A 19,976-nucleotide genomic window follows, 5' to 3' on the forward strand; every position below is an offset into this window, starting at 1 on the left:
CTCGGAAATACCCCGCCGTAACCCCGATCAGCGTGCCGATGATCAGCGCGAGACCATTCGCGACGACGCCGATGATCAGCGAGGTCCGCGCGCCATAGAGGATGCGCGAGAACAGGTCGCGGCCCAGCAGATCGGTGCCCAGCCAGAACTTCTCGCCCGGCGGCATGGGCGAGCCTTCCAGCGTCAGCCCGTCGAACATCTGCTCCTGCGGCTCGAAAGGGGCGATCCACGGCGCGAAAATCGCACCGAGCGTCACGATCGCGATGATCGCGAAGCCCAGCAGCGCGAGCTTGCGGCGCATCAGGCGGCGCAAGGCGCTTTGCGGTCGGGCCGGTCCCTCAGCCAAGGTCGCGTCGGTCATCACTCTTCCTTTGTTCGTCATGGTTGGCGACGATGCGGCGCGCGGCATCTTCGAACGTCACGCGCCAAGCCATCGCCATCTGGCGCAGCTGGTCATAGGCCTCGGCCTCGCTCTTGCCGCGCGCGGCCAGCAGCGTGACCGCCCGCACCACGGTCTGGCGCTCATCGAGCCTGCGACGCAGATCCGCGATCTCGCCCGAGAGCTGCGCCCGCGCCTCGAAGGCGAGCTGCGCGATCAGCAGCGCCGAATAGACCCCGCCATCGCCGACGGGTTTGAGGATCTGCGCATGTGCGCCGGCCTCCAGAGACCATTCGATCCGGCCAGGCGCTTCGGTGCCGATCAAGGCGATCATCGGCATCGGGCTTTCGCCCGGTTTCCACGGAAATTGCTCGTCATAGCCCTGATCGGCGTCGAAGAAGACAAAATCCCCCGACAGAGCCTCGGCGGGCAGTTCGGGCCAGCAATGGACGACCGTCAGGCCGATCGCGCGCAATTGCCGCTCGAGCGCCTGCACCGTCGCGTGGGGGCGGTGCAGGATATAGGCGCGCGCGCCGCCGAGATCGGGGATGCGGATCTTGCGCTTCATGAGACCACCTTCAGCCGGGGCGCTCCGGGCGCGATCGGATTGCGGCCGCGTGCGAGATAGGGATCGCCCGCGACGGCCTCGAACCGCTCACGGACCGCGAAGGCGCCGTTCTCGACCTGTGCGATCAGGACGGGCAGGGCGGTGTGGTGGGTCGACAGGTCGATCCCTTCCGAGCCCTGCGGCGCATCGTGCAACAGCTGCGCGAGGCTCTGCTCGGCGGCGTCTTCATGCCCGGAGAGCAGAATTGCGAGGCGATAGACCGACGACCATGCGGCCGCTTCATGCGAGGAGCCGAAATTGCGCTGAGCCTGCGGCCAGCCGGTCGCGCCCCGGAAATAGGGACCGGCGGCGACCAGACCCTCGACCGCATCCGGGTGAATGGCGGGCAGCTCGCATTCGGTCAGATTGCACGACAGGATCGGGCAGGTCTCCGGGCGGAAATGCGGGTCTTCCTGTCCGAGCTTGTGATAGGCTTCGAGGAACGCGTATTGCGACGGGCCGATCAGGTTGTTGAGGATGAAATCGGGCCGGGTCGCGCGGATCTCATTGATCATCCGCTCGACATCCAGCGAGCCGAGCGGCAGGTAACGCTCGCCCAGAACCTCACCGCTGGCGCTGAGGATCACGTCCCGCGCAAGCCGGTTCATCTCCCAGCCCCAGATATAATTCGAGCCGGTCAGGAAGCCCCGCCGCCCGAGCCGCGCAAAGGCCCAGCCAAGCAGCGGCAGCAGATGCTGGTTCGGGCAGGCATGAGTGTAGACGACATGATCGGATGCCTCGAACCCCTCATATGGCACTGCGTACCAAAGCGTCCCGCCCGCCTTCTCGAGCGTCGGGATCACCTCCTTGCGGCTCCACGAGGTGACGCAGCCGACGACATGGCGCGCATCGCTGTCACGCAGGATCTCTTCGCAGAGCGGTCCGTAGGCGTCGATATTGCCCTGCGGATCGCGCTCGATCGGGGCGAAGGTGATCGGGAGATCGGGCATCGAATTGATCTCGGCAATCGCGCTGAGCGCCCCGGTCCGGCAGGCTTCGGAGATCAGCGAATAGCTTCCCGAGCGGGAATACAGCAGGCCAAGTTCAATCCGTTTCTTCATTTCCACTCTTGCAGACCCTCTGAGCCAAAACGCAAAACGCCCCGCTGACTTGCCGCTAACGTGCGGTGTCAAAGCGAGGCGCGAATGCCGTTCGGGTTATTCCGATGTGTCTTAAGGTTTGCAGCGCGCCCGTCAGCCGACAAGCGCAAATTGCGAAACCGCGCCGGGATCGGGAGGCAGAGCGGGATTTTCGGGGTGAGTTGCATAAAATTTGTGCACAAAAGCGTCATGTGAGAGCGGATTGGTCTCACGCTGCAGTGAGAATCGCGCGCCTCGGAACCTCATGGATCGTCGGTAGTGGCTGGTTCGAATTGAGGGTCACCAGTGTCCTGATGGCGACCGCAGTTTCAAATCACTCCCCGCTCCATCGCAGAAGCTCCGGGTCGAGACAGGACGTTCGCCTTTCCCGAGATCACGGACGCACGCAAATTCGTGAATACTTGCGAAATGACATAACCCGTGCAAACCTCGCACACACAGGGGGAGGAAAGAGAGTTTCCGCTTTTGAGGAGAAGTCGGAAGCTTGGCGTTCACGCCGACTCACGAAACCGCGATTCGCTTGGAGGAGTGCCGTCGCGTGTTTTCGCCCTCCCGCTCACTTCGGTCCCGCATCTGTCGGGGCCGCAACCAAACGGGGAGGAACCATGAAAAATCTGACCACTCGCAGACACGCGTTACGTACGCTCGCAGCGGCGGGCGCTGCCAGCCTTGCCGCGCCGCATATCGCCTCGGCCCAAGCCAACGGCACGACCTGGAAAATCCAGACCTCGTGGCCCGGCGGTGTCGGCCTTCAGACCTTCAAGGACTGGTGCGCCACGATTCAGGAAAAGACCGGCGGCGAGCTGGCCTTCCAGCCGTTCGGCGCGAATGACGTCGTGGGCGACTTCCAGCTTTACGACGCGGTGAAGAACGGCGTGCTCGACGCGGTCAACCCGTTCACCATCTACGTGCAGGGCATCATCCCGGCGGGGGTGTTCCTGACGTCCTATCCGCTCGGTCTGCGCAACCCGCATGAATTCGACGTGTTCTATTACGGCCTTGGCGGGCTGGAGATGGCGCGCGAGCTTTATGCGGCGCAGGGCATGTATTTCGTGGGTCCGGTCCATCACGGCCCGAACATCATCCACTCGAAAGTGCCGATCCGCTCGATCGACGATTTCCGCGGCCGCAAGATGCGCCTGCCGGGCGGCATGGTCGCCGATGTCTTCGGCGAGATCGGCGCGGAGACCACCGTGCTTCCGGGCTCGGAGATCTTCCCGGCGCTGGAGAAGGGCACGATCGACGTGGCCGACTATGTGGGCCCGGCGGTGAACTACGCGCTCGGCTTCAGCCAGGTGACCAGCTACATCTCGATGGGCCCGCCCGGCATGATGTCGCTCTACCAGCCGGTGGACATCATGGACATCACCGTCGGCATGGATGCGTGGAACAAGCTCAGCCCCGAGATGCAGCAATTCGTCGAGATGGAGACCCACGTCTATTCCGACATGCATCACGCGGCGATCCAGAAGGCCGACCAGGAGGCCTGGGCCAAGTTCGAGGCCGATGGCACCGAGGTTACGCGCCTCAGCCAGGACGATGTGGAGCTGATGACCGAAGTCGCCGTTCCGATCTGGTTCAAATACGCCAATCGCGACAAGGACAGCGCGCGGATCTTCAAGACGCAGCTCGACTACATGATGTCCGGCTCGCTGGGCTATGTGACGCCCGATCTGGTCGACGGGCTGGAACTGAAGCTCTGATTTGATCCGACAGACAGTGTGACGGGCCCGCCCTTTGGCGCGGGCCCGGTTCAACTGATGGCCGGGCATGACCCGGCAACAGGGGGTGGGCAATGCCCAGTATCGACTTTACTCTACCGCATTGGGCCTATTGGGCGGGGCTGATCCTCTTCCCGATCATTGCGGCGACGCTGGCCAACCGGCCACGCAAGACGGAGCGGCGTTATTCGCTCTCCTTGGGCTATTTCATTCTCGTAACCGGGGGGATGCTGGGACTGCATCGCTTCTACGTGAAAAGCCTGCTGGGCTTTCTCTTCATCCCGGTCTTCATCGCCATTCTCTATGCGAATGCGCAAGGCCACGACGCGCGCGGCACGGTTTCCGACATGTCGAACGTGGTGCGCATGGCCGAGCGCTCGCTGGAGCGCGAACAGGAACGCGTCGACACGGCGCAGGCCGATCTGCCCAAGCTGCGCGAGGAACTGGCTGCCGCTGAGGAAGGCAGCTTCGCGCAAAAGCGCGCGCAGCGAAATGTCGATCGCGCCGAGAAGCGGGTCACCGATGGCGAGGCGGTGATCGAACAGGCGCAGGCCGATCTCGTCGAGGCTCGCCCGAAGCGGGACGCGGCTGCCGCCGTGCTCGCGAAATGGCGCAGCATCTCGAAATATGCCTTCTGGGTGCTGCTCGCAGGGATCGTCATCGACGCGCTTCTGCTTCCGATGCTGGTGCGGCGCGCGAATGCCGCGCTGCCCGAGCATGAGGAGGAAAGCGAGGTCGAGCGGCGTCTCGAAGCGCTCGAAGAGGAGGAGATGAAAGACGACTCCCGTCATATCTCGTCGGGCTGGACCGGCTGGATCGACCGGCTGTCGCTCAAGGCGGGCGAATTCGTCAGCTATTGGGCGATAATCGCAGTCTTCGTCTATTACTTCGAAGTGATCAGCCGCTACGTCTTCAACAGCCCGACCAACTGGGCGCATGAGGCGATGTATCTGATGTTCGGGATGCAATACCTGATCTCGGGCGCCTATGCGATGCTGACCGAAAGCCATGTGCGCGTCGACATCTTCTACGCGCCGCTGTCGAAACCGCGCAAAGCGTGGGTCGACCTGCTGACCTCGGTCTTCTTCTTCATCTTCGCGGGCACATTGCTGGTGACGTCGTGGATCTTCGCGATGGACGCGATCGCCGTGCCCACGGGCAACGGGCTCATTTCGCAATGGGCGCGGGGCGAAATCCCGACCGGCGAGATGCTGGCGAACTGGAATCTCGGACAATGGACCGATGCGAATGTCCGCTGGGGCGAGATCAGCTTTAACGAATGGGAGGTGCCTCTGTGGCCGATGAAATGGGTCATGGTGATCGGCGCTCTGCTGCTTGTTCTGCAGGGCATTTCGAAATTCGCACAAGATCTGCGGATCGTAATGGGCAGGGGCTGATACATGGGACTTGAAATTGGAATTGAGTGGCTGACACTCATCATGTTCGGCTCGCTGGTCGTCCTGCTGATGGCAGGGCTTCCACTGGCCTTCGTCACGGGCGGTCTGGCCTGTGTCTTCCTGTTCGTGCTGGGCGACGAACGCGCGCTCAATATCGTGCCGAGCCGCATCTTCCCGCTGATGACGAACTACCAGCTTTCGGCGATCCCCCTGTTCATCTTCATGGCCTCAATGCTGGAGAGGGCGGGGATCATCAACGAGATGTTCGACGTCATCTACAAGGTGCTGGGCGGGGTGCGCGGCGGTCTGGCTGCGGCCACGATCATCGCCTCGACCGTGCTCGCCGCGATGGTGGGCGTGATCGGGGCGGCCGTGGTGACGATGGGGATCATCGCGCTGCCGGCGATGCTCGATCGCGGATATAACGCGAAGATCGCGATGGGCTCGATCATGGCGGGCGGCACGCTCGGCATCCTGATCCCGCCGTCGATCCTTGCGATCATCTACGCGGTGGTGGCCGAGCAATCGGTGGGCGAGCTGTTCATCGGCGCGGTCATTCCCGGCCTTCTCCTGTCGGGAATGTATGTGGCCTATGTGCTGATCCGCTGCGCGATCAACCCCGAGATGGGTCCGCCGATCCCGCCGGAAGAACGCATCACGGGGCGGGAGAAGATCCGCCTGATGAGCAATATGTCGGCGCCGATCTCGCTGATCGTGATCGTGCTGGGCGTGATCTTCACCGGTGTCGCGACGCCGGTGGAAGCGGCTGGCATCGGCACCTTTGGCGCGATCATCGTGGCGGCGATCCACCGCAAGCTCGACTGGCAGACGATCCGCGAGGCCGCGGTCACCACGCTCAAGGCCTCGGCGATGGTCATCTGGATCATGTTCGGCGCGACGATCTTTGTCGGGCTCTACGTGCTCGAAGGCGGTCAGCAATTCGTGCAGAACGCGCTGCAGGCGACCGGGCTCGGGCCGTGGGGCATCCTGATCATCATGCAGCTCGTGCTGATCATACTCGGCATGTTCCTCGACTGGGTCGGCATTCTGCTGCTCTGCGTGCCGATCTTCGTGCCGATCGTGAAGGCGCTCGGGGCGGAGGCCTTCGGGCTGAGCGATCCCGACGATCTCGTGCTGTGGTTCGGGGTGCTCTACCTCGTGAACATGCAGATGAGCTTCCTGTCGCCGCCCTTCGGCTATGCGTTGTTCTATCTGCGCGGGGTGGCGCCGCCGGAAATCCCGATGGGCGACATCTTCCGTTCGGCGCTGCCGTTCCTGGCGCTGCAGGTGGTCGGCCTGCTGCTGTGCATGTTCTTCCCGGAGATCATCATCTGGCTGCCGAAACTGGTCTACGGTTGATCGCTCGCACCCGGACCGAAAGAAATGACAAGCCCCGCGCACCGCGCGGGGCTTTTTTTGTCTGTCGGTTCAGGTTCCTGCTGTCAGCCTCGGCAGGGCGCCCCGGGGTATCCTCACGCAGGAAAATCACCGTCTGCGAAAGTCTGCCCGCAACTTTCGGACCTTGAGCGATACTTCTCCGGATCAATCTCCGTTGCGGCAACCGACCCGTCCAAGCCGTTGACTTTACCGCGGCTAATTGGCTTACCTGCTGTATTGAAAAGAACTGGAGTGCCTGCACATGCCGCAAACAGCGACGGCAAATATCCTGAACATCCTCGAATCCGATTTCTCCGGCGTCGTGGAGGAGTGGCTTGGCACTCAGGTGAAAGAGGGCGTGAAACGCTCTGACCTGTTCTCCGACTCCGAGAGCCGTGCGCAGAACCAGGAACTTCTGAAAGCCTTCACCAAAGGTGTCCGCGCGGGCGTCGTGAATGAAGAGTTCAGCCTGGACGACGACGAGTGGGAAGACCTGCGCGCCGTCCTTGCAGATGTGAGCAAGGAACGCGTCGGGCGTGGCGTGACGCCGACCGAGATGGCGACCTTCGTGTTGGCCCTCAAAGCCCCGCTGTTCACACGGCTTGAGGCGATGACGGATATCGAAAGCGGCAAGCTCATCAGTGACGTGCTGATGGTGACCCGTCTCGTCGATGCTTTCGCGATCTACACCAACGAGATCTTCATCGGCGAGCGTGACCAGATCATAGAACGCCAGCGTCAGGAAATGCTCGAACTCTCGACCCCGGTGGTCGAGCTCTGGGACCGCGTCCTCACGCTGCCGCTGATCGGCACGCTGGATTCCGCCCGCGCGCAGGAGGTCATGGAGAACCTGCTAGAGACCATCCTCGAGCGGCAGGCCGAGGTGGTGATCATGGACATCACCGGTGTCGGCACGGTCGACACGCAGGTGGCGCAGCACCTTTTGCGCGCCGCGGCCGCGGTGCGCCTGATGGGGGCGGAATGCATCATCAGCGGCATCAGCCCGATGATCGCGCAGACCATGGTGCAGCTCGGCATCGACGTGGGCACGGTCTCCACCCGGTCCAGCATCCGCACGGCTCTGGCCGATGCCCTGCAGAAGGTCGGCTACGTCATCAAAACCAGCGAGGTTTCCTGACGTGTCGGGTGTGACGTCCATAAACCTGGTCGAGAACGCGCTTCTCGTCTCCATTCAGGACGACGTCACCGATACGGAAATCGTTGAGCTGCAGGACACGTTGTCGAACCGGATCGCCAAGGAAAACGTCAAAGGCGTGATCCTCGATATCAGTTCGCTGGAGATCGTCGACACCTTCGTCGGCCGCGTCATTGCCCAGCTCGCTGGCATTTCCAAGCTGCTGGCCGCTGAAACCTACGTTGTGGGGATGCGGCCCGCGGTTGCGGTGACCTTGGTGGAGCTGGGGATGTATCTGCCCGAGACCCGTACGGCGCTCAGCCTGACCCATGCACTCACTCAGTTGCGGCGTGCCTGATCCAAACGAAACATCCAGCAGACCCGCGGTTGCGGAGATAACGCTCGCGACCAGTCGCGATGTCGTCGCTGCGCGCCAGGCGGTCGCCCGAATTCTCAAAGAACGCGGGCTGTCGGCGGTGCGGATCACCCGGTTCGCGACGGCTGTGAGCGAAATCACCCGCAACGCCATCGTCCACGGTGGCGGCGGCAAGATTTCAATTTATCTCGACGGTTGTAACGAGTATCTGCGCGTCGAATGCCGGGACGAGGGACCGGGGATCGAAAATGTGACGCTGGCCATGTCCGAGGGCTATACGACCGCGGGCGGGCTCGGCAAAGGTCTTGGCGGCGCCAAACGCCTCTCACATGGGTTCGAGGTCCACTCAGCGCCCGGGAAAGGAACAACCGTTTCCATGAGCGTGAAGCTATGAACCAGTGGGTCGAAATTGATGATCGCAGCGCCGTGGCCGTGGTGCGGCGGCTTGCGCGGCGCCACGGCGTCGAGATCGGTCTTCCCGAGACACGCGTCGGCGAACTCGCGATCGTGGCCACGGAGGCCGCGACGAACATCCTGCGTTACGCGGAGCGCGGTCGCGCCCTGATCGAACTCGTGCGGCAGCCCGGCGCCGATGTCATCAACATGATCTTCACCGATCGCGGGCCGGGGATCGCGGATATCGACCGGATGTTCCAGGACGGCGAAAGCTCCACCGATTCCGCAGGGCTCGGGCTCGGGGCGATCGTGCGCCTGTCGGATACCTTCGACATCTTCAGCTCGCCCGACACCGGAACGACGATCGTATGTACCTTCGGCGGGAAAAGCGCCGGGGCCGACTGCGGCGTCGACGCGGTGGGGCTGCGCGTGTGTCACCCGAACGAAACCACCTGCGGCGACGACTTTCAGATCCGGCAGACCCCGCGGGCGACCGATGTGTTGCTCTGCGACGGGCTCGGGCATGGTCCTGCCGCCGCCGAAGCCGCCAGCGAAGTCATCGAGGCCGCCGGCGCTGCGGGCGGGCTCTCGTCCGAGCCGGGCAAGCTGATGCGCCAGATCACCGAGCGGCTGGTCGGGCGGCGCGGGGCGGTGGCTGCACTGATGCATATCGCCCAGCCGCAGATGGAGCTGCGCTACGCCGCGCTTGGCAATATCTCGTCTCTGCTGGTCGGCGCGAATGGCATTCGCCGCATGGCGGTGCGGGACGGCCGCATCGGTGGCGCGGCGACCCATGGCTACGAGGAAGTCGTGCAACTGGAGGCGGGGGACATGGTGATCCTGCATAGCGACGGTTTGAAAACCCTGCGGGAGGCGCATTTCCCGCCCGGACTGCTGAAGAAGAGCCCGCTCTTGATTGCCGGATTTCTTCTGGATCGGGCCTTCCGCGGACGCGACGACGCCAGCATCGTCGTCTTGCGTAGCAACCGGGAGCGCGAGCAGTGAAGACGACGAAGCTCACCACCGTAACCCTCGAGAAAAGCACCGACGTCGCCCGGTTGCGCGATGTCGCGATGACATTGACCAGCGTTCTCCAATTCAGCTCCTTCGAACGCACAAGGACCGTCACAGCCGTCGTCGAGCTTGGGCGCAATGCGATCGAGCATGGCCAGAAGGGCCGCGCGACCTTTTCGCTGACCGAGGCGAGCGGCAAACCGGCGCTCGGTCTTCTCGTGACCGATCAGGGGCGGGGCATCCCGAAGGAGAACCTTCAGCCCGATGGCGCGCCATCCTCCGCGACGGGGATGGGGCTGGGGCTTCGCGGCGTGCAGCGGATCGCCACGCGTTTCGATGTCCAGACCGGCCATGAGGGCACGCGCATCGATGCAGTTTTCCTGTCCTCAGCCGTTCTGCCTGCGGGCGCCCAACTCGTCGAGCAGGCGACCGAGGCGCTCGACGCCCTCAGCGCCAAGGATCCGACGGCGGCCCTCAACGAGCAGAACCGCGAACTGAGCGAGGAGATCACGGAACGCGACCTGTTGATGCAGGAGCTTCATCACCGGACAGGCAACAATCTGGCGCTCATCGCCGCGCTCATTCGCATGAGCAAGTCGCGGGCCAAACAGGATGAAACCCAACAGGTTCTGACCGAGCTCGAAGTCCGCGTCGGGGCGCTCTCCAAGGCCCACGAGCTGATGCAGCGCGGAACCGACACCGGTAAGGTCGATCTGGCCGAGATGGCGGCGGAAGTCGCAAGGACCTCGGAGCGCGCCTTCAGCGGCGGAAGCCTCGACGCCAATATCGAAGTGAGCTGCGCAGAGCTGCAACTCGACAGTAAGCTTGCCATCGACATCGGGCTCATCATCGGCGAGCTCATCACCAACGCGTTCAAATATGCCTTCGTGGGCAGGGATAGCGGGACCATCCGCGTCCAAGTCTCCGGCAATGTGCAGAGCGGTATCGCCTTGGTGGTGTCCGACAACGGCATCGGCTTGCCCTCGGATGCCGCGCGGCCGGAGCGGTCGAATTCTCTGGGCTGGAGATTGATCCGGACGTTGACCTTCCAGCACGACGCGACCCTGACCGTGGACGGAACGGATGGGCTGCGCGTGTGCATCGAGTTCCCCGCGCAGGCCTGACAGTCGCGGCATGGCGCCGGGACGCGCGCGGTGCAGAAGGGTGCACGGCGAAGCACGCAGGAGCGTAAGCCGCGCATGTGGGGGCCGAGGGTCCGATTGAAGTCGCATTTTCAGGGATTGCGCACTTTCAGAGTGTTGATGTGTCGATCAACAAGGGAAAGTGGCGGAGAGACAGGGATTCGAACCCTGGGTCGGCTCTCACCGACAACGGTTTTCGAGACCGCCGCATTCGACCACTCTGCCACCTCTCCGCATCAGGGGTCGTCTTGTAGGGCGGGATTTAGCCGCCCTCGCGCGCCCTTGCAACCCGTTTTTCGACGAAATTTTCAGATACTTCGCAAAGCCGTCATAAACGTGAGGTCAACGCATCCGCAGCGCCCCGTCGAGGCGGATCACTTCGCCGTTCAGATAACCGCTCTGGACGATGAAACCGGCGAGTTTCGCGTATTCCGACGGATCGCCGAGCCGTTTCGGGAAGGTCACTTCCTCGGCGAGGCTGTCTTGCACCTCCTGCGGCAGGCCCTTCATCATCGGCGTCGCGAAAATGCCCGGCGCGATGGCGCAGCAGCGGATGCCCTGACTCGCGAGATCGCGGGCCAGCGGCAGAGTCATCGCGACGATACCGCCCTTTGAGGCCGCATAGGCTGCCTGGCCCTTTTGCCCGTCGAAGGCGGCGATGGAGGCGGTGTTGACGATCACGCCGCGCTCGGGGCCGGGGTTGCGGGCCATCTCGGCGGCGGCGAGGCGGGCGACGTTGAAGCTACCCACGAGGTTGATGTCGATCGTGCGCGCGAAGCTCTCGAGCCGGTGCGGACCCTCGCGGCCCACGACGCGCTCGCCGGTGGCGATGCCCGCGCAATTGACGGCGACGTCGATGCCGCCCATCGCGCTCACCGCGGCGGCGATCCCGGCGGCGACACTGTCTTCGGAGGTCACGTCGACCTCGGCGAAGGTCGCGCCGATCTCGGCGGCAAAGGCCTCGCCGCCCGCGCGGTCGCGGTCGAAGAGCGTCACCTGCGCCCCCGACTCAGCGAAGTGCCGGGCGGTCGCAGCCCCGAGACCCGAGGCGCCGCCGGTGATGACGGCACGAATTTCACTCAACTCCATGTGATCCTCCCTGGAAATGAACGTGTGTTCATTAACCAAAGGAACCCCCGCTTTGTCCAGTCTTGCCAATGCATTTTGCGCCTGCAGCATTCGTCACTTCGATCACGTCTTGTGACACGTTCGGCAAAGCGCCGCTCATGCTTGGAACCAACCGGATTGATTTCGCATTCAGGGGGCATAGGTCCGGGCAACGGATCTGATCCAAAACGTCTCAACGGGGGATGAACCCCCAAGACAGGAGAGAGAGAAACATGAAACGTATCATCGTTACGTCGAGCATTCTGGCACTCGCTGGCTCCGCCGCAATGGCGGGCGGTTACACCACCCCGGCACCGGCCCCCGAGGTCACCCCGGCTCCGGTCGCAGTGGCGCCCGCGCAGTTCAGCTGGGACGGCTTCTACGCCGGTGTTCAGCTCGGCTACGGCAAAGCCAACGAGTCGATCGACGGCGACGGCGTCGTCGGCGGTGCCCACGCTGGCTACCTCTATGACTTCGGCAACTATGTCCTCGGTGGCGAACTGGCCTATAACGCTGCGAACATCGACGACAGCAACTCCGGTGCGAAGGTCAAATCGATGACCGACCTCAAGATGATCGCCGGTGCGCCCTACAACAACATGCTGTTCTACGGCACGCTCGGTGCGTCCTATGTCGACGCCGAAGACGGTGCGGGCAACGGCTATTCCGACACCGTTCCGCTGGTTGGTATCGGCATGAAATATGCCATCAACCCGAAGTGGACCGTCGGGACCGAGCTCGACTATCGTGACGGCAACAACTTCGACGGCACCACCAACGATCTGAACACCACGACGCTGAACCTCACCGCGTCCTACAAGTTCTGATCTAGGCGGATCGTCTGATCTTAACGGGCGGGGGGGAAACCTCCGCCCGTTTTCTATGTGCGGGCGATGCCGCGGCGCGGCAAAATCGGGGCAGGGCGGCTCAATCCGGGGCGATCAGACCGAGGCCCCGCAGATAGACGCCGATGCCGCTTTCCAACAGATCCTCGGGGGCGTAGGGCGAGCGATTTCCCTCACGCGCATAGAGCTCCACCACGCCGTGGCTCATCGCCCAGACATGGGCTGAGACCATCGCGACGGGCGGGCGTTTTTCCACTGGCACATGTTCCATCAAGGCGCGCGTCGCGCGTTCCATCGCGGTGCTCGATTTACTCGCCACCGCGGCAAGATCAGGCGAGCGGTTGGGCGAGATGCCGCTTTCGAACATCGCCATGTAGTGACCCGGATATTTCCGGGCGAAAGCCAGATAGGCGCGGCCCACGGCGGAAAACGCCGCCAGCGCCGAAGGCTTCCCACCGTTCCACGCGTGATCCAGAAGGTCGCCGAAAATCAGATAGCCCTGACGCGCGCATTCCGCGATCAGATCCTCGCGCCCCTCGAAATGGCGATAGACCGCAGCCGGGGTCACGCCTGCGCGTTTGGCCGCCTCCGAGAGCGTGAACCCGGTCGGCCCCTTCTCCTCGATCAGCTCCAGTGCGGAGGCTACGAGCGCCTGACGCAGATTGCCGTGATGATAGCCTTGCTTAGACATTCAGAACGTCGATGCCGCCGCAGATTTTTTCGTCGATCTCGCCAATCGCCTCGGGGTCCTTATGCGCGTAATCGACCGCGTTGAGCACCGTCTGGATTGCGGCGATCCGGGCGCGTTTCTTGTCGTCCGAACGGATCACCGTCCAGGGCGCGTGGTCGGTGTCGGAGCGCTCGAGCGTCTCCTGAATCGCCTCGGAATAGGCGTCCCAGCGCTTGAGCCCCTCGACGTCGATCCAGCTCAGTTTCCACTGCTTGAGCGGGTCCTTCTCGCGCTTGAGGAAGCGGCGCAGCTGCTCTGCACGGTCCACGTTCAGCCAGAGCTTCACGAGGATGACCCCGTCATCCACCAGCATCTTCTCGAAATCGGGGAGCTGGTAGAAGAAATGCTCGCGCTGCTGGGGCGTGCAGAAATCGAAGACATGCTCGACCACGCCCCGGTTATACCAGCTCCGGTCGAACATCGCGATCTGGCCCGCCGCGGGCAGCCAGTCGATATAGCGCTGGAAATACCATTGCGTGGCTTCGGTCTCGGTGGGTTTCGGCAGCGCCACGACATAGGCCGAGCGCGGATTCAGGTTCTGCCGCATCCGCCCGATCGTGCCGCCTTTGCCCGCCGCGTCGCGCCCCTCGAAGATCACCGCGATCCGCTTGCCGGTTTCCTTCGCATCCCAGAACATCTTGACCAGCTCGACCTGGAGCGCCTCCATCCGGCGGTCGTATTTCTTGCGCTTCATCTCCTCGTCATAGGGGTAGGAGGGCGAGAGCATGTCATCCTTGCCCGCCTCCTCGATCGCCTCGCGCACGGCATCGGGCGCTTCGTCTTCGAGGTAGCGGGTGATGTCGCCCACGAAGGGGATGTCGAACGGCGGGTCGCTCTTGTCCTTGGCCATGATCTGCCTTTTGTCGTTTCACGGCAGTATGCTGTGCGGGCAGGGGCGGTGCAAGCGGCGCCGCGTCCGGATAGAGCGGCGCCACATGTCTGTGACGTGAGTGCAAGATGGGGGTGCAGGCGGCGCTCAGTCGCCCCTCATTCCGCCGCCGGGCGCATCGGGATCGAATAGCCCGCGCGCTTGGCGACACGGTCTACCGCCGCGACGGTCTGCTGCAACGCGACATGCGGAACCATATGGCCGATCCCGTCTAGCGAGACCAACTCCGCTCCCGGCACCTCGTTTGTGAACGGCACCGCGTGGATCTGCTCGCCTACGATGGTGTCGGCCGTGCCATGAACCGAGACCACCGGCAGGTCGAGATCGGGGTAATGCGGGGTCATCGCCTGAATTTCCGACTTCAGGCTGGCGCGCTGACGGGCATTCACCCGCATCGTCTGCACCCGCAGCGTCATGCCGGGGCCGAACCAGTGCAGATAACCGATCGGCATCTCCTGTGGCGTGAAGACGCTCTCGACCTCGGAGCGGATGATCGCAGGCGGGGTCCAGGCCGAGATCAGCGGCACGACAACCGCCTGACCCAGCGGCGGCGAGGTGATCTCATAGAGCAGCGGCAGTCCGGTATCCCAGCTATGCGAGGGCGCAGAGACCGGCACCAGCCCCGAGAGCGTGTCGGGCTGATACACCGCCCATGCAATCGCCACCGCGCCACCATAGGAATGGCCGAGCACGATAGGATCGTCCGCGCCCGCCATCTTGGTCGCTTTCTGCAGCAGCTTGGCCTGATTTTCGATCGTGTCCTGATCCGCCGGCAGCGGGTCGGAATAGCCAAACCCCGGACGGTCGGGCACGAAAACGCGATAGCGTTTCGCCAGTTCCGGGGCGAGATCGAAGGTCAGATCGCGGGCCGAGCCCGACGCGCCGTGGATCAACACCACCGCCGGGCCGTGATCGCCCTTGATGACCATATGAACGCGCTGGTCGCCGACATCGACGAAGATGCCGTTGGGGGGATAGCGCTGCTCCGCCATGCGGGCCCGCCAACTCTCCAGCGCCCATGTCGCGCCGCTCAGGATGAGCAGCAACACGACAAGGCTAGTTACCAATCTCGGCCAGATCATACGGCGTTTCCTGATAAATCTCGTTTATCCAGTTGCCGTAAAGCAGGTGGGCATGGCTTTTCCACCTGTTGGTTGGCACCCGGCTCGGGTCGTTCTCAGGATAGTAATTCGCGGGGACGTTGATTGGTTTCCCCGACGCGACGTCACGATCGTATTCTTCTTTCAGCGTGCCGCTGTCATATTCGAGATGGTTGAAGATGTAGAGCGCGCGATGGGCGCGATCTTCGACCAGACAGGGCCCGGTTTCGTCGGAATGGATCAGCGTGACCAGCCCCGCCGCCTCCAGCTCGTCGCGCCGCATCTCGGTCCAACGGCTGACCGGGATCAGCAGATCGTCTGAGAAGCCCCGCAGATAGGGCGAGGCGGGCGCGCAATTGCGGTGCCGGAAGCAGCCGAACGCCTTGTGATCGAGCATATGCTTGTTCACGCCGTGGAAGTAATAGGCCATCGCCATTCCGCCCCAGCACACGCCGAAGGTCGAGAAGACATGGGTCTGGGTCCAGTCGAAGATCCGCTTGAGCTCTGCCCAGTAAGTCACTTCCTCGAAAGGCAAATGTTCGATCGGGGCACCGGTGATGATCAGTCCGTCGAACTTCTCGCCGGTGGCCTCGACCTCCTCGAACGGACGGTAGAACTCCTCCATATGCGCGGCGGCGGTGTTCTTCGTCTGGTGCTCGCTCATGCGGATCAGCTGGAAGTCGATCTGCAGCGGCGTCGCACCGATCAGCCGGGCGAACTGGTTCTCGGTCTGGATTTTCTTAGGCATGAGATTGAGAAGGCCGATCCGGATGGGGCGGATTTCCTGCCGGGATGCCCGTTCGGGCGACATCACCATCACGCCTTCCCGCGACAGGATGTCGAAGGCGGGGAGGTTTTCAGGCAACTTGATCGGCATTGTTTTTCAGTCTCTTACAGGGTGAAGTTAAAGTGATGCGTGAAGTGTCTAGGCTCACGCGGGCAAAGCATCAGCGATCAGCGATGTAAAATCTTTTGCATCGCGGACAAGGTAGAGATCTTCGGCACGGATCGTCACGCCCCAGTTTTTCGCCATCGCCGCATAGCGCGGCTGACGATGCGCCAGCGCCTGCGCATAGGTCCAGCGCACGAAATCGTCGGGATCGACCTCCGTCTCCGCCACGCCTTTCAGCGCGCGATATTCGGCCCATTTCGCGGCCAGAAACTCGGGCTGATAATACATCGGCTTCGGCGCACGCGAGAAGCGGTTGATCAGCTCCTCGGTATGGGCCTCGGAGCCCTCGATCCAGACCATCAGCAGGTTTTGCGACAGCGAGGTCAGGATCGGATCCTCGGGATCGGCGGGGTCCACCACCTCGCAGATCGAGCCGCCGGAATCGCACAGGAAATTCTCGATCCCGTAGATCTGCTTCGCGCGGTCGATGAAATGCGCCGTATCCAGAAGCGCCGCCATCTCTGCGTTGCGGTGCTGGCTCTGCCGTTCCAGATATTCCTCGAAAGGCAACCCGCCCTTGGCCGGATCGCCGGGCTTGCCGAGATAGGTCGAAAGCGGCGCAAGGTTCTCGAAGGTGATGTTCGACGCGATATAGACCGAGTCCGACAGCAGAAGCTCCGCCAGGAACGGGTTCTTCATCGCCTCGCGCTTGAAGTTGTCAGCGATATATTCGCCCATGTAGCGCGTGCCGATCCGGTAATCGACGGAGTAGTGGAACCAGCCCTCGTCGCGCAGCAGGTTCGCAGCCCAGGTCTTGCCGAGGCCGGACATGCCGAACAGCGCAACCTTCCTCGATTTGGCGGCCAGCCACTCGGCGCGATTGGAATAGATCATGTGGTCCCCATTGGTCTTTCGCCCCGGTGTAGCCCGGCAAGGCGCGCGCGTCACGGGGTTTTGGGGCGGCGGTTCAGGATCAGCAGGCCAAGCGCGAGGATCGCGAAGCCCAAGGCCTCCGCCCAACCCAGACGTTCGCCATAGACCGCCCAGCCCGCGAGGATCGCGACGGGCGGGATCAGGAGGGTGACGAGGGCGAGGTTCGCGGCCCCCGCCAGCGCAAGGATGCGGTAATAGAGCAGATAGGCCAGCGCCGAACAGCCAAAGCCGAGCCAGAGCATCGCGATCCAGACCGAGGGCGCGTAGTCGAAGCTCGGCACGCCTTCGGTGACAAGCAGGATCGGCAGCGTCCAGATCGCGCCACCTGTGAGCATCCCAGCCGCTGCAACTTCGGGTCGTAACCCCCTGATTGCAAAGCGCGCATAAGCTCCGGCGAAGCCGTAGCTCAGCGCCGCGCCGAGCACGGCAACTTGGCCCGCAGAGGTCAGATCGAACCCTTTCAGGGCATCCGGTCCGATCGCCACCACGACGCCCGCGAAGCCGACCGCGATGCCGGTGGCCTTGCGCGCGCTCAGCCGCTCGTCGGTGAAGACAACGGCCGCGACCAGCGCCCCGAAGATCGCGGTCGAGGCGTTCAGGATCGAGGCCAGCCCGCTATCGATATGCTTCTGCCCCCAGACGATGAGCGAGAAGGGAATGGCGTTGTTCAGCAGCCCCATGATCAGGAAATGCCCGAGATAGATCGGGTGCCGCGGCACCGGAAGGCGGCGCAGCGCGACATAGGCCCAGATCAGCACCGCGCCCGAGGCGACCCGCAGGAAGACCACGGTAAAGACGCCCGCACCTGCCAGCGCCGCGCGGTTCGACAGGAAGGACGAGCCCCAGATCAGCGCCAGCGCCGCGAGCAGCGCCCAGGCGAGCGGGGTGAGGGATAAAGGGGCGGGTGCGTGTTTCATCGCTTCGATCTAGCGGGCGGCAGCGACGCGCACCACCCGGAACTTGCGGCATTGCCGAGGTCCAAAGAAAAAGCCCCGCACGAGGCGGGGCTTTTGTAAGAAGACCAGAAGCTTGCGATCAGAAGCTAACGCCAACGCGCAGGCCCGCGCCCCAACCGTCATTGCCGGAGAAGTCGGCATTCAGGCCATTGGTGGTTGCGTCGCCGATATCGACATAGCGCACGCCGCCCGTGATCTTGATGTTGTCGGTCGCTTGGTAGCTCGCAGCGAAAGACACGGATTTGTATCCATCGGTCGGACCAAGGTTCCCAACGGTGCCGCCCTGATGCTTCTCATAGCCGAACATCACCGCACCCGACCATTGCTCATTGAAGCGACGCCCAACGCCCAAAGTATAGGTGATAGTATTGTCTTTGTAATCGACAAGCGGACCATTCAAGCTCTCATAGGCCGAAGGTGCGATTTGGAATTGCGTCCAGTGCACCCACCGCACTGACCCCATCAGCAGGGTGTCTTTCATAATCCCAGTTTGGAATTCGAGGTTTACGGATTCCGGCGACACAGTCTTGAAGCTGTTATCATAGCCCGGAATGAGAGATGCGTCGGTTCCGTTGACCGTTTCTTGGCTCGTGAAATCATGCGTGATCTTCGAGTTGTAGGTCAGCGAGACGCGAGCTGCGATTTCCGGCTTTTCCCATGCGACCCCGACCACGTAACCAAGATCGGTCTCCGTTGATGTGCGCAGAGAATAGGGCGCCGAGGTATAGTTTGCAGGATCGGCTTGATTTGTCGGATCCGTACCCGCTCCGGTATAGGTCAGGGTGTGCAGATCAGCCTTGCCTTTTGCCTGCTCGCTACGAAGGCCGCCATACACAGTCACGTTGTTCGGCATTTTATAGCTGAGAAGTGCTGTCAGAGCGTTCGAGGAAATTTTCGCGCTGGAGTCCGCGATCGGATAGTTTGCGAGCGCGAAGGGCGTCGATCCTGCCGGATAATGAACATTCGCACCCAGCGGCTGGTCCAAGATCAGTGCGAAGGCAAAACGGTCGTTGAGCTGCTGTTTGTAGCCGAGGCTATAAGTGCCATATCCCTTTGCCATGTCGCCTGAGTTCGTATTGTTTCCGTCATAATGGCCCGACACATTCGGATTGAACCCGCCAATGTTGAACTCGGCGTAATTGCCCTGTTCGAACAGGATGCCGACCGATTGCGTCGAGCGCTCCACCCCGCCCGCATGGGCCGCGCCTGCGCCAATCGCGAGTGCGGCCATCGAAGTCATCACACGTTTCATAATGTTCCTCTTCCCTAACGTGTCCCGAAGGAGATCCTAACGTCTCGAAGGAATTCCTTTCGGTGACGCTATCAGCCGGAAGGTGTAAATCAATCTGCGCTTCACGATGACGTCACGTTCTGTTGCCGGCATGCACGGAAAAATGTGTCTTTGCGGCCACTCGAAGGTGACGTTTGCGTCAAGTTCTGAACTGAAGCGTTTAGAAGCCGTTGGAAAACTTGAGAATCGCAAGAAGGCCGAGCCAGAGAGCCGCGCCGAAAAGCGCGACCAGAAGCGCACTCCACAGCGTCGCGCGCGGAGCTGGCAGATGTGGCGGCCCGTCGGTCTTGCGCGCCTGCAACGAATTTCCGGCAGGCGGGGGCTGTCTGCGCTTTGCGCGCGATGGATTTTTAGGAGCGCGGGCCATTTTCGCCTCAGGGTTGTCGTGTTTCGCAGCGCCATTAACCCCGGCTTAGGTAAAGCAAGCCTTAATGGCGGCGATGAAACCTGTCCGTCTTACGCAAATTTCAGGCTCCGATGCGGGGTGGGATCGGGCGTTGCGCGCGCTTGCGCCGGGGCACGCGCCGGCCTTTCAGCAGGCGGCGCTCTATGGGACGCTTGCTGCCGCGCGGGGGCGGCGCGTCCTGCG

The 19,976-nt window shown here is 62.7% G+C and carries 20 protein-coding genes and 1 tRNA gene; 9 read left to right on the forward strand and 12 right to left on the reverse strand.

The window, feature by feature from the left end; translation table 11 throughout:
- The 3 genes from B3D39_RS09170 to B3D39_RS09180 all read right to left on the reverse strand — a co-directional run.
- On the reverse strand, positions 1–361 hold a 361-nt coding region (locus tag B3D39_RS09170), incomplete at its 3' end, for an ABC transporter permease (protein ID WP_414717988.1).
- Positions 339–947 carry an ANTAR domain-containing response regulator gene (locus tag B3D39_RS09175; RefSeq protein ID WP_078541264.1) on the reverse strand — a complete coding sequence of 203 codons (609 nt, stop codon included), beginning with the start codon at positions 945–947 and terminating at the stop codon, positions 339–341. The genes B3D39_RS09170 and B3D39_RS09175, both read right to left, overlap by 23 nt.
- Complete coding sequence (locus tag B3D39_RS09180) at positions 944–2,047, reverse strand: transporter substrate-binding protein (RefSeq protein WP_274962583.1); 1,104 nt, start codon at positions 2,045–2,047, stop codon at positions 944–946. The genes B3D39_RS09175 and B3D39_RS09180 overlap by 4 nt, the downstream gene beginning before the upstream one ends.
- Positions 2,048–2,691: 644 nt before the next feature.
- Here B3D39_RS09180 and dctP point away from each other — a divergent pair.
- The 8 genes from dctP (at position 2,692) to B3D39_RS09220 (ending at position 10,626) form a co-directional block, all read left to right on the forward strand.
- Positions 2,692–3,789 (forward strand): TRAP transporter substrate-binding protein DctP, encoded by a 1,098-nt coding sequence (dctP, locus tag B3D39_RS09185; RefSeq protein WP_274962584.1) that lies wholly within the window; start codon positions 2,692–2,694, stop codon positions 3,787–3,789.
- Positions 3,790–3,881: 92 nt separating this feature from the next.
- Positions 3,882–5,204 carry a TRAP transporter small permease subunit gene (locus tag B3D39_RS09190; protein ID WP_274962585.1) on the forward strand — a complete coding sequence of 441 codons (1,323 nt, stop codon included), beginning with the start codon at positions 3,882–3,884 and terminating at the stop codon, positions 5,202–5,204.
- 3 nt (positions 5,205–5,207) lie between these two features.
- Positions 5,208–6,563 (forward strand): TRAP transporter large permease, encoded by a 1,356-nt coding sequence (locus B3D39_RS09195; RefSeq protein ID WP_078572209.1) that lies wholly within the window; start codon positions 5,208–5,210, stop codon positions 6,561–6,563.
- Between the two features lie 280 nt (positions 6,564–6,843).
- The gene (locus B3D39_RS09200) at positions 6,844–7,719 is read left to right on the forward strand and encodes an STAS domain-containing protein (protein WP_078523189.1); all 876 of its coding nucleotides are present in this window, start codon (positions 6,844–6,846) and stop codon (positions 7,717–7,719) included.
- 10 nt (positions 7,720–7,729) lie between these two features.
- Positions 7,730–8,074, forward strand: a complete 345-nt coding sequence (locus B3D39_RS09205) for an STAS domain-containing protein (RefSeq protein ID WP_232621759.1) — start codon at positions 7,730–7,732, stop codon at positions 8,072–8,074.
- Entirely contained in the window at positions 8,067–8,486 is a 420-nt protein-coding gene (locus B3D39_RS09210) for an ATP-binding protein (protein WP_274962586.1), read from the forward strand. The genes B3D39_RS09205 and B3D39_RS09210 overlap by 8 nt, the downstream gene beginning before the upstream one ends.
- A complete protein-coding gene (locus B3D39_RS09215; protein ID WP_274962587.1) occupies positions 8,483–9,493 on the forward strand; it encodes an ATP-binding SpoIIE family protein phosphatase in 1,011 nt (336 codons plus the stop codon). The genes B3D39_RS09210 and B3D39_RS09215 overlap by 4 nt, the downstream gene beginning before the upstream one ends.
- Complete coding sequence (locus tag B3D39_RS09220) at positions 9,490–10,626, forward strand: ATP-binding protein (RefSeq protein ID WP_274962588.1); 1,137 nt, start codon at positions 9,490–9,492, stop codon at positions 10,624–10,626. Before B3D39_RS09215 ends, B3D39_RS09220 begins: the two co-directional genes overlap by 4 nt.
- A 161-nt stretch (positions 10,627–10,787) precedes the next feature.
- Here the strand turns inward: B3D39_RS09220 and B3D39_RS09225 are convergent.
- Positions 10,788–10,877, reverse strand: a tRNA-Ser gene (locus B3D39_RS09225).
- 109 nt (positions 10,878–10,986) lie between these two features.
- Entirely contained in the window at positions 10,987–11,733 is a 747-nt protein-coding gene (locus B3D39_RS09230; protein ID WP_274962589.1) for an SDR family oxidoreductase, read from the reverse strand.
- A gap of 251 nt (positions 11,734–11,984) precedes the next feature.
- Here B3D39_RS09230 and B3D39_RS09235 point away from each other — a divergent pair, with 251 nt between their 5' ends.
- Positions 11,985–12,578: an outer membrane protein gene (locus B3D39_RS09235; RefSeq protein ID WP_158522152.1), complete on the forward strand. Its 594-nt coding sequence runs from the start codon at positions 11,985–11,987 to the stop codon at positions 12,576–12,578.
- Between the two features lie 100 nt (positions 12,579–12,678).
- Here B3D39_RS09235 and B3D39_RS09240 read toward each other — a convergent pair whose 3' ends face one another.
- The 7 genes from B3D39_RS09240 to B3D39_RS09270 form a co-directional block, all read right to left on the reverse strand.
- A complete protein-coding gene (locus B3D39_RS09240) occupies positions 12,679–13,287 on the reverse strand; it encodes a TetR/AcrR family transcriptional regulator (RefSeq protein WP_274962590.1) in 609 nt (202 codons plus the stop codon).
- Positions 13,280–14,176, reverse strand: a complete 897-nt coding sequence (gene ppk2, locus B3D39_RS09245) for a polyphosphate kinase 2 (protein ID WP_274962591.1) — start codon at positions 14,174–14,176, stop codon at positions 13,280–13,282. Before ppk2 ends, B3D39_RS09240 begins: the two co-directional genes overlap by 8 nt.
- A 137-nt stretch (positions 14,177–14,313) precedes the next feature.
- Positions 14,314–15,297, reverse strand: a complete 984-nt coding sequence (locus B3D39_RS09250; RefSeq protein WP_274962592.1) for an alpha/beta fold hydrolase — start codon at positions 15,295–15,297, stop codon at positions 14,314–14,316.
- Positions 15,272–16,192, reverse strand: coding sequence for a homoserine O-succinyltransferase (locus tag B3D39_RS09255; protein ID WP_274962593.1), 921 nt, complete (start codon positions 16,190–16,192; stop codon positions 15,272–15,274). Before B3D39_RS09255 ends, B3D39_RS09250 begins: the two co-directional genes overlap by 26 nt.
- A gap of 54 nt (positions 16,193–16,246) precedes the next feature.
- The gene (locus tag B3D39_RS09260; RefSeq protein WP_274962594.1) at positions 16,247–17,101 is read right to left on the reverse strand and encodes an ATPase; all 855 of its coding nucleotides are present in this window, start codon (positions 17,099–17,101) and stop codon (positions 16,247–16,249) included.
- Between the two features lie 50 nt (positions 17,102–17,151).
- Complete coding sequence (locus tag B3D39_RS09265) at positions 17,152–18,057, reverse strand: DMT family transporter (protein WP_274962595.1); 906 nt, start codon at positions 18,055–18,057, stop codon at positions 17,152–17,154.
- Between the two features lie 118 nt (positions 18,058–18,175).
- Positions 18,176–19,348 (reverse strand): outer membrane protein transport protein, encoded by a 1,173-nt coding sequence (locus tag B3D39_RS09270; RefSeq protein ID WP_274962596.1) that lies wholly within the window; start codon positions 19,346–19,348, stop codon positions 18,176–18,178.
- Positions 19,349–19,976: the final 628 nt, after the last annotated feature.

The sequence above is a fragment of the Thioclava sp. UBA3469 genome, assembly GCF_002378135.1.
Classification (GTDB): Bacteria; Pseudomonadota; Alphaproteobacteria; order Rhodobacterales; family Rhodobacteraceae; genus Thioclava; species Thioclava sediminum.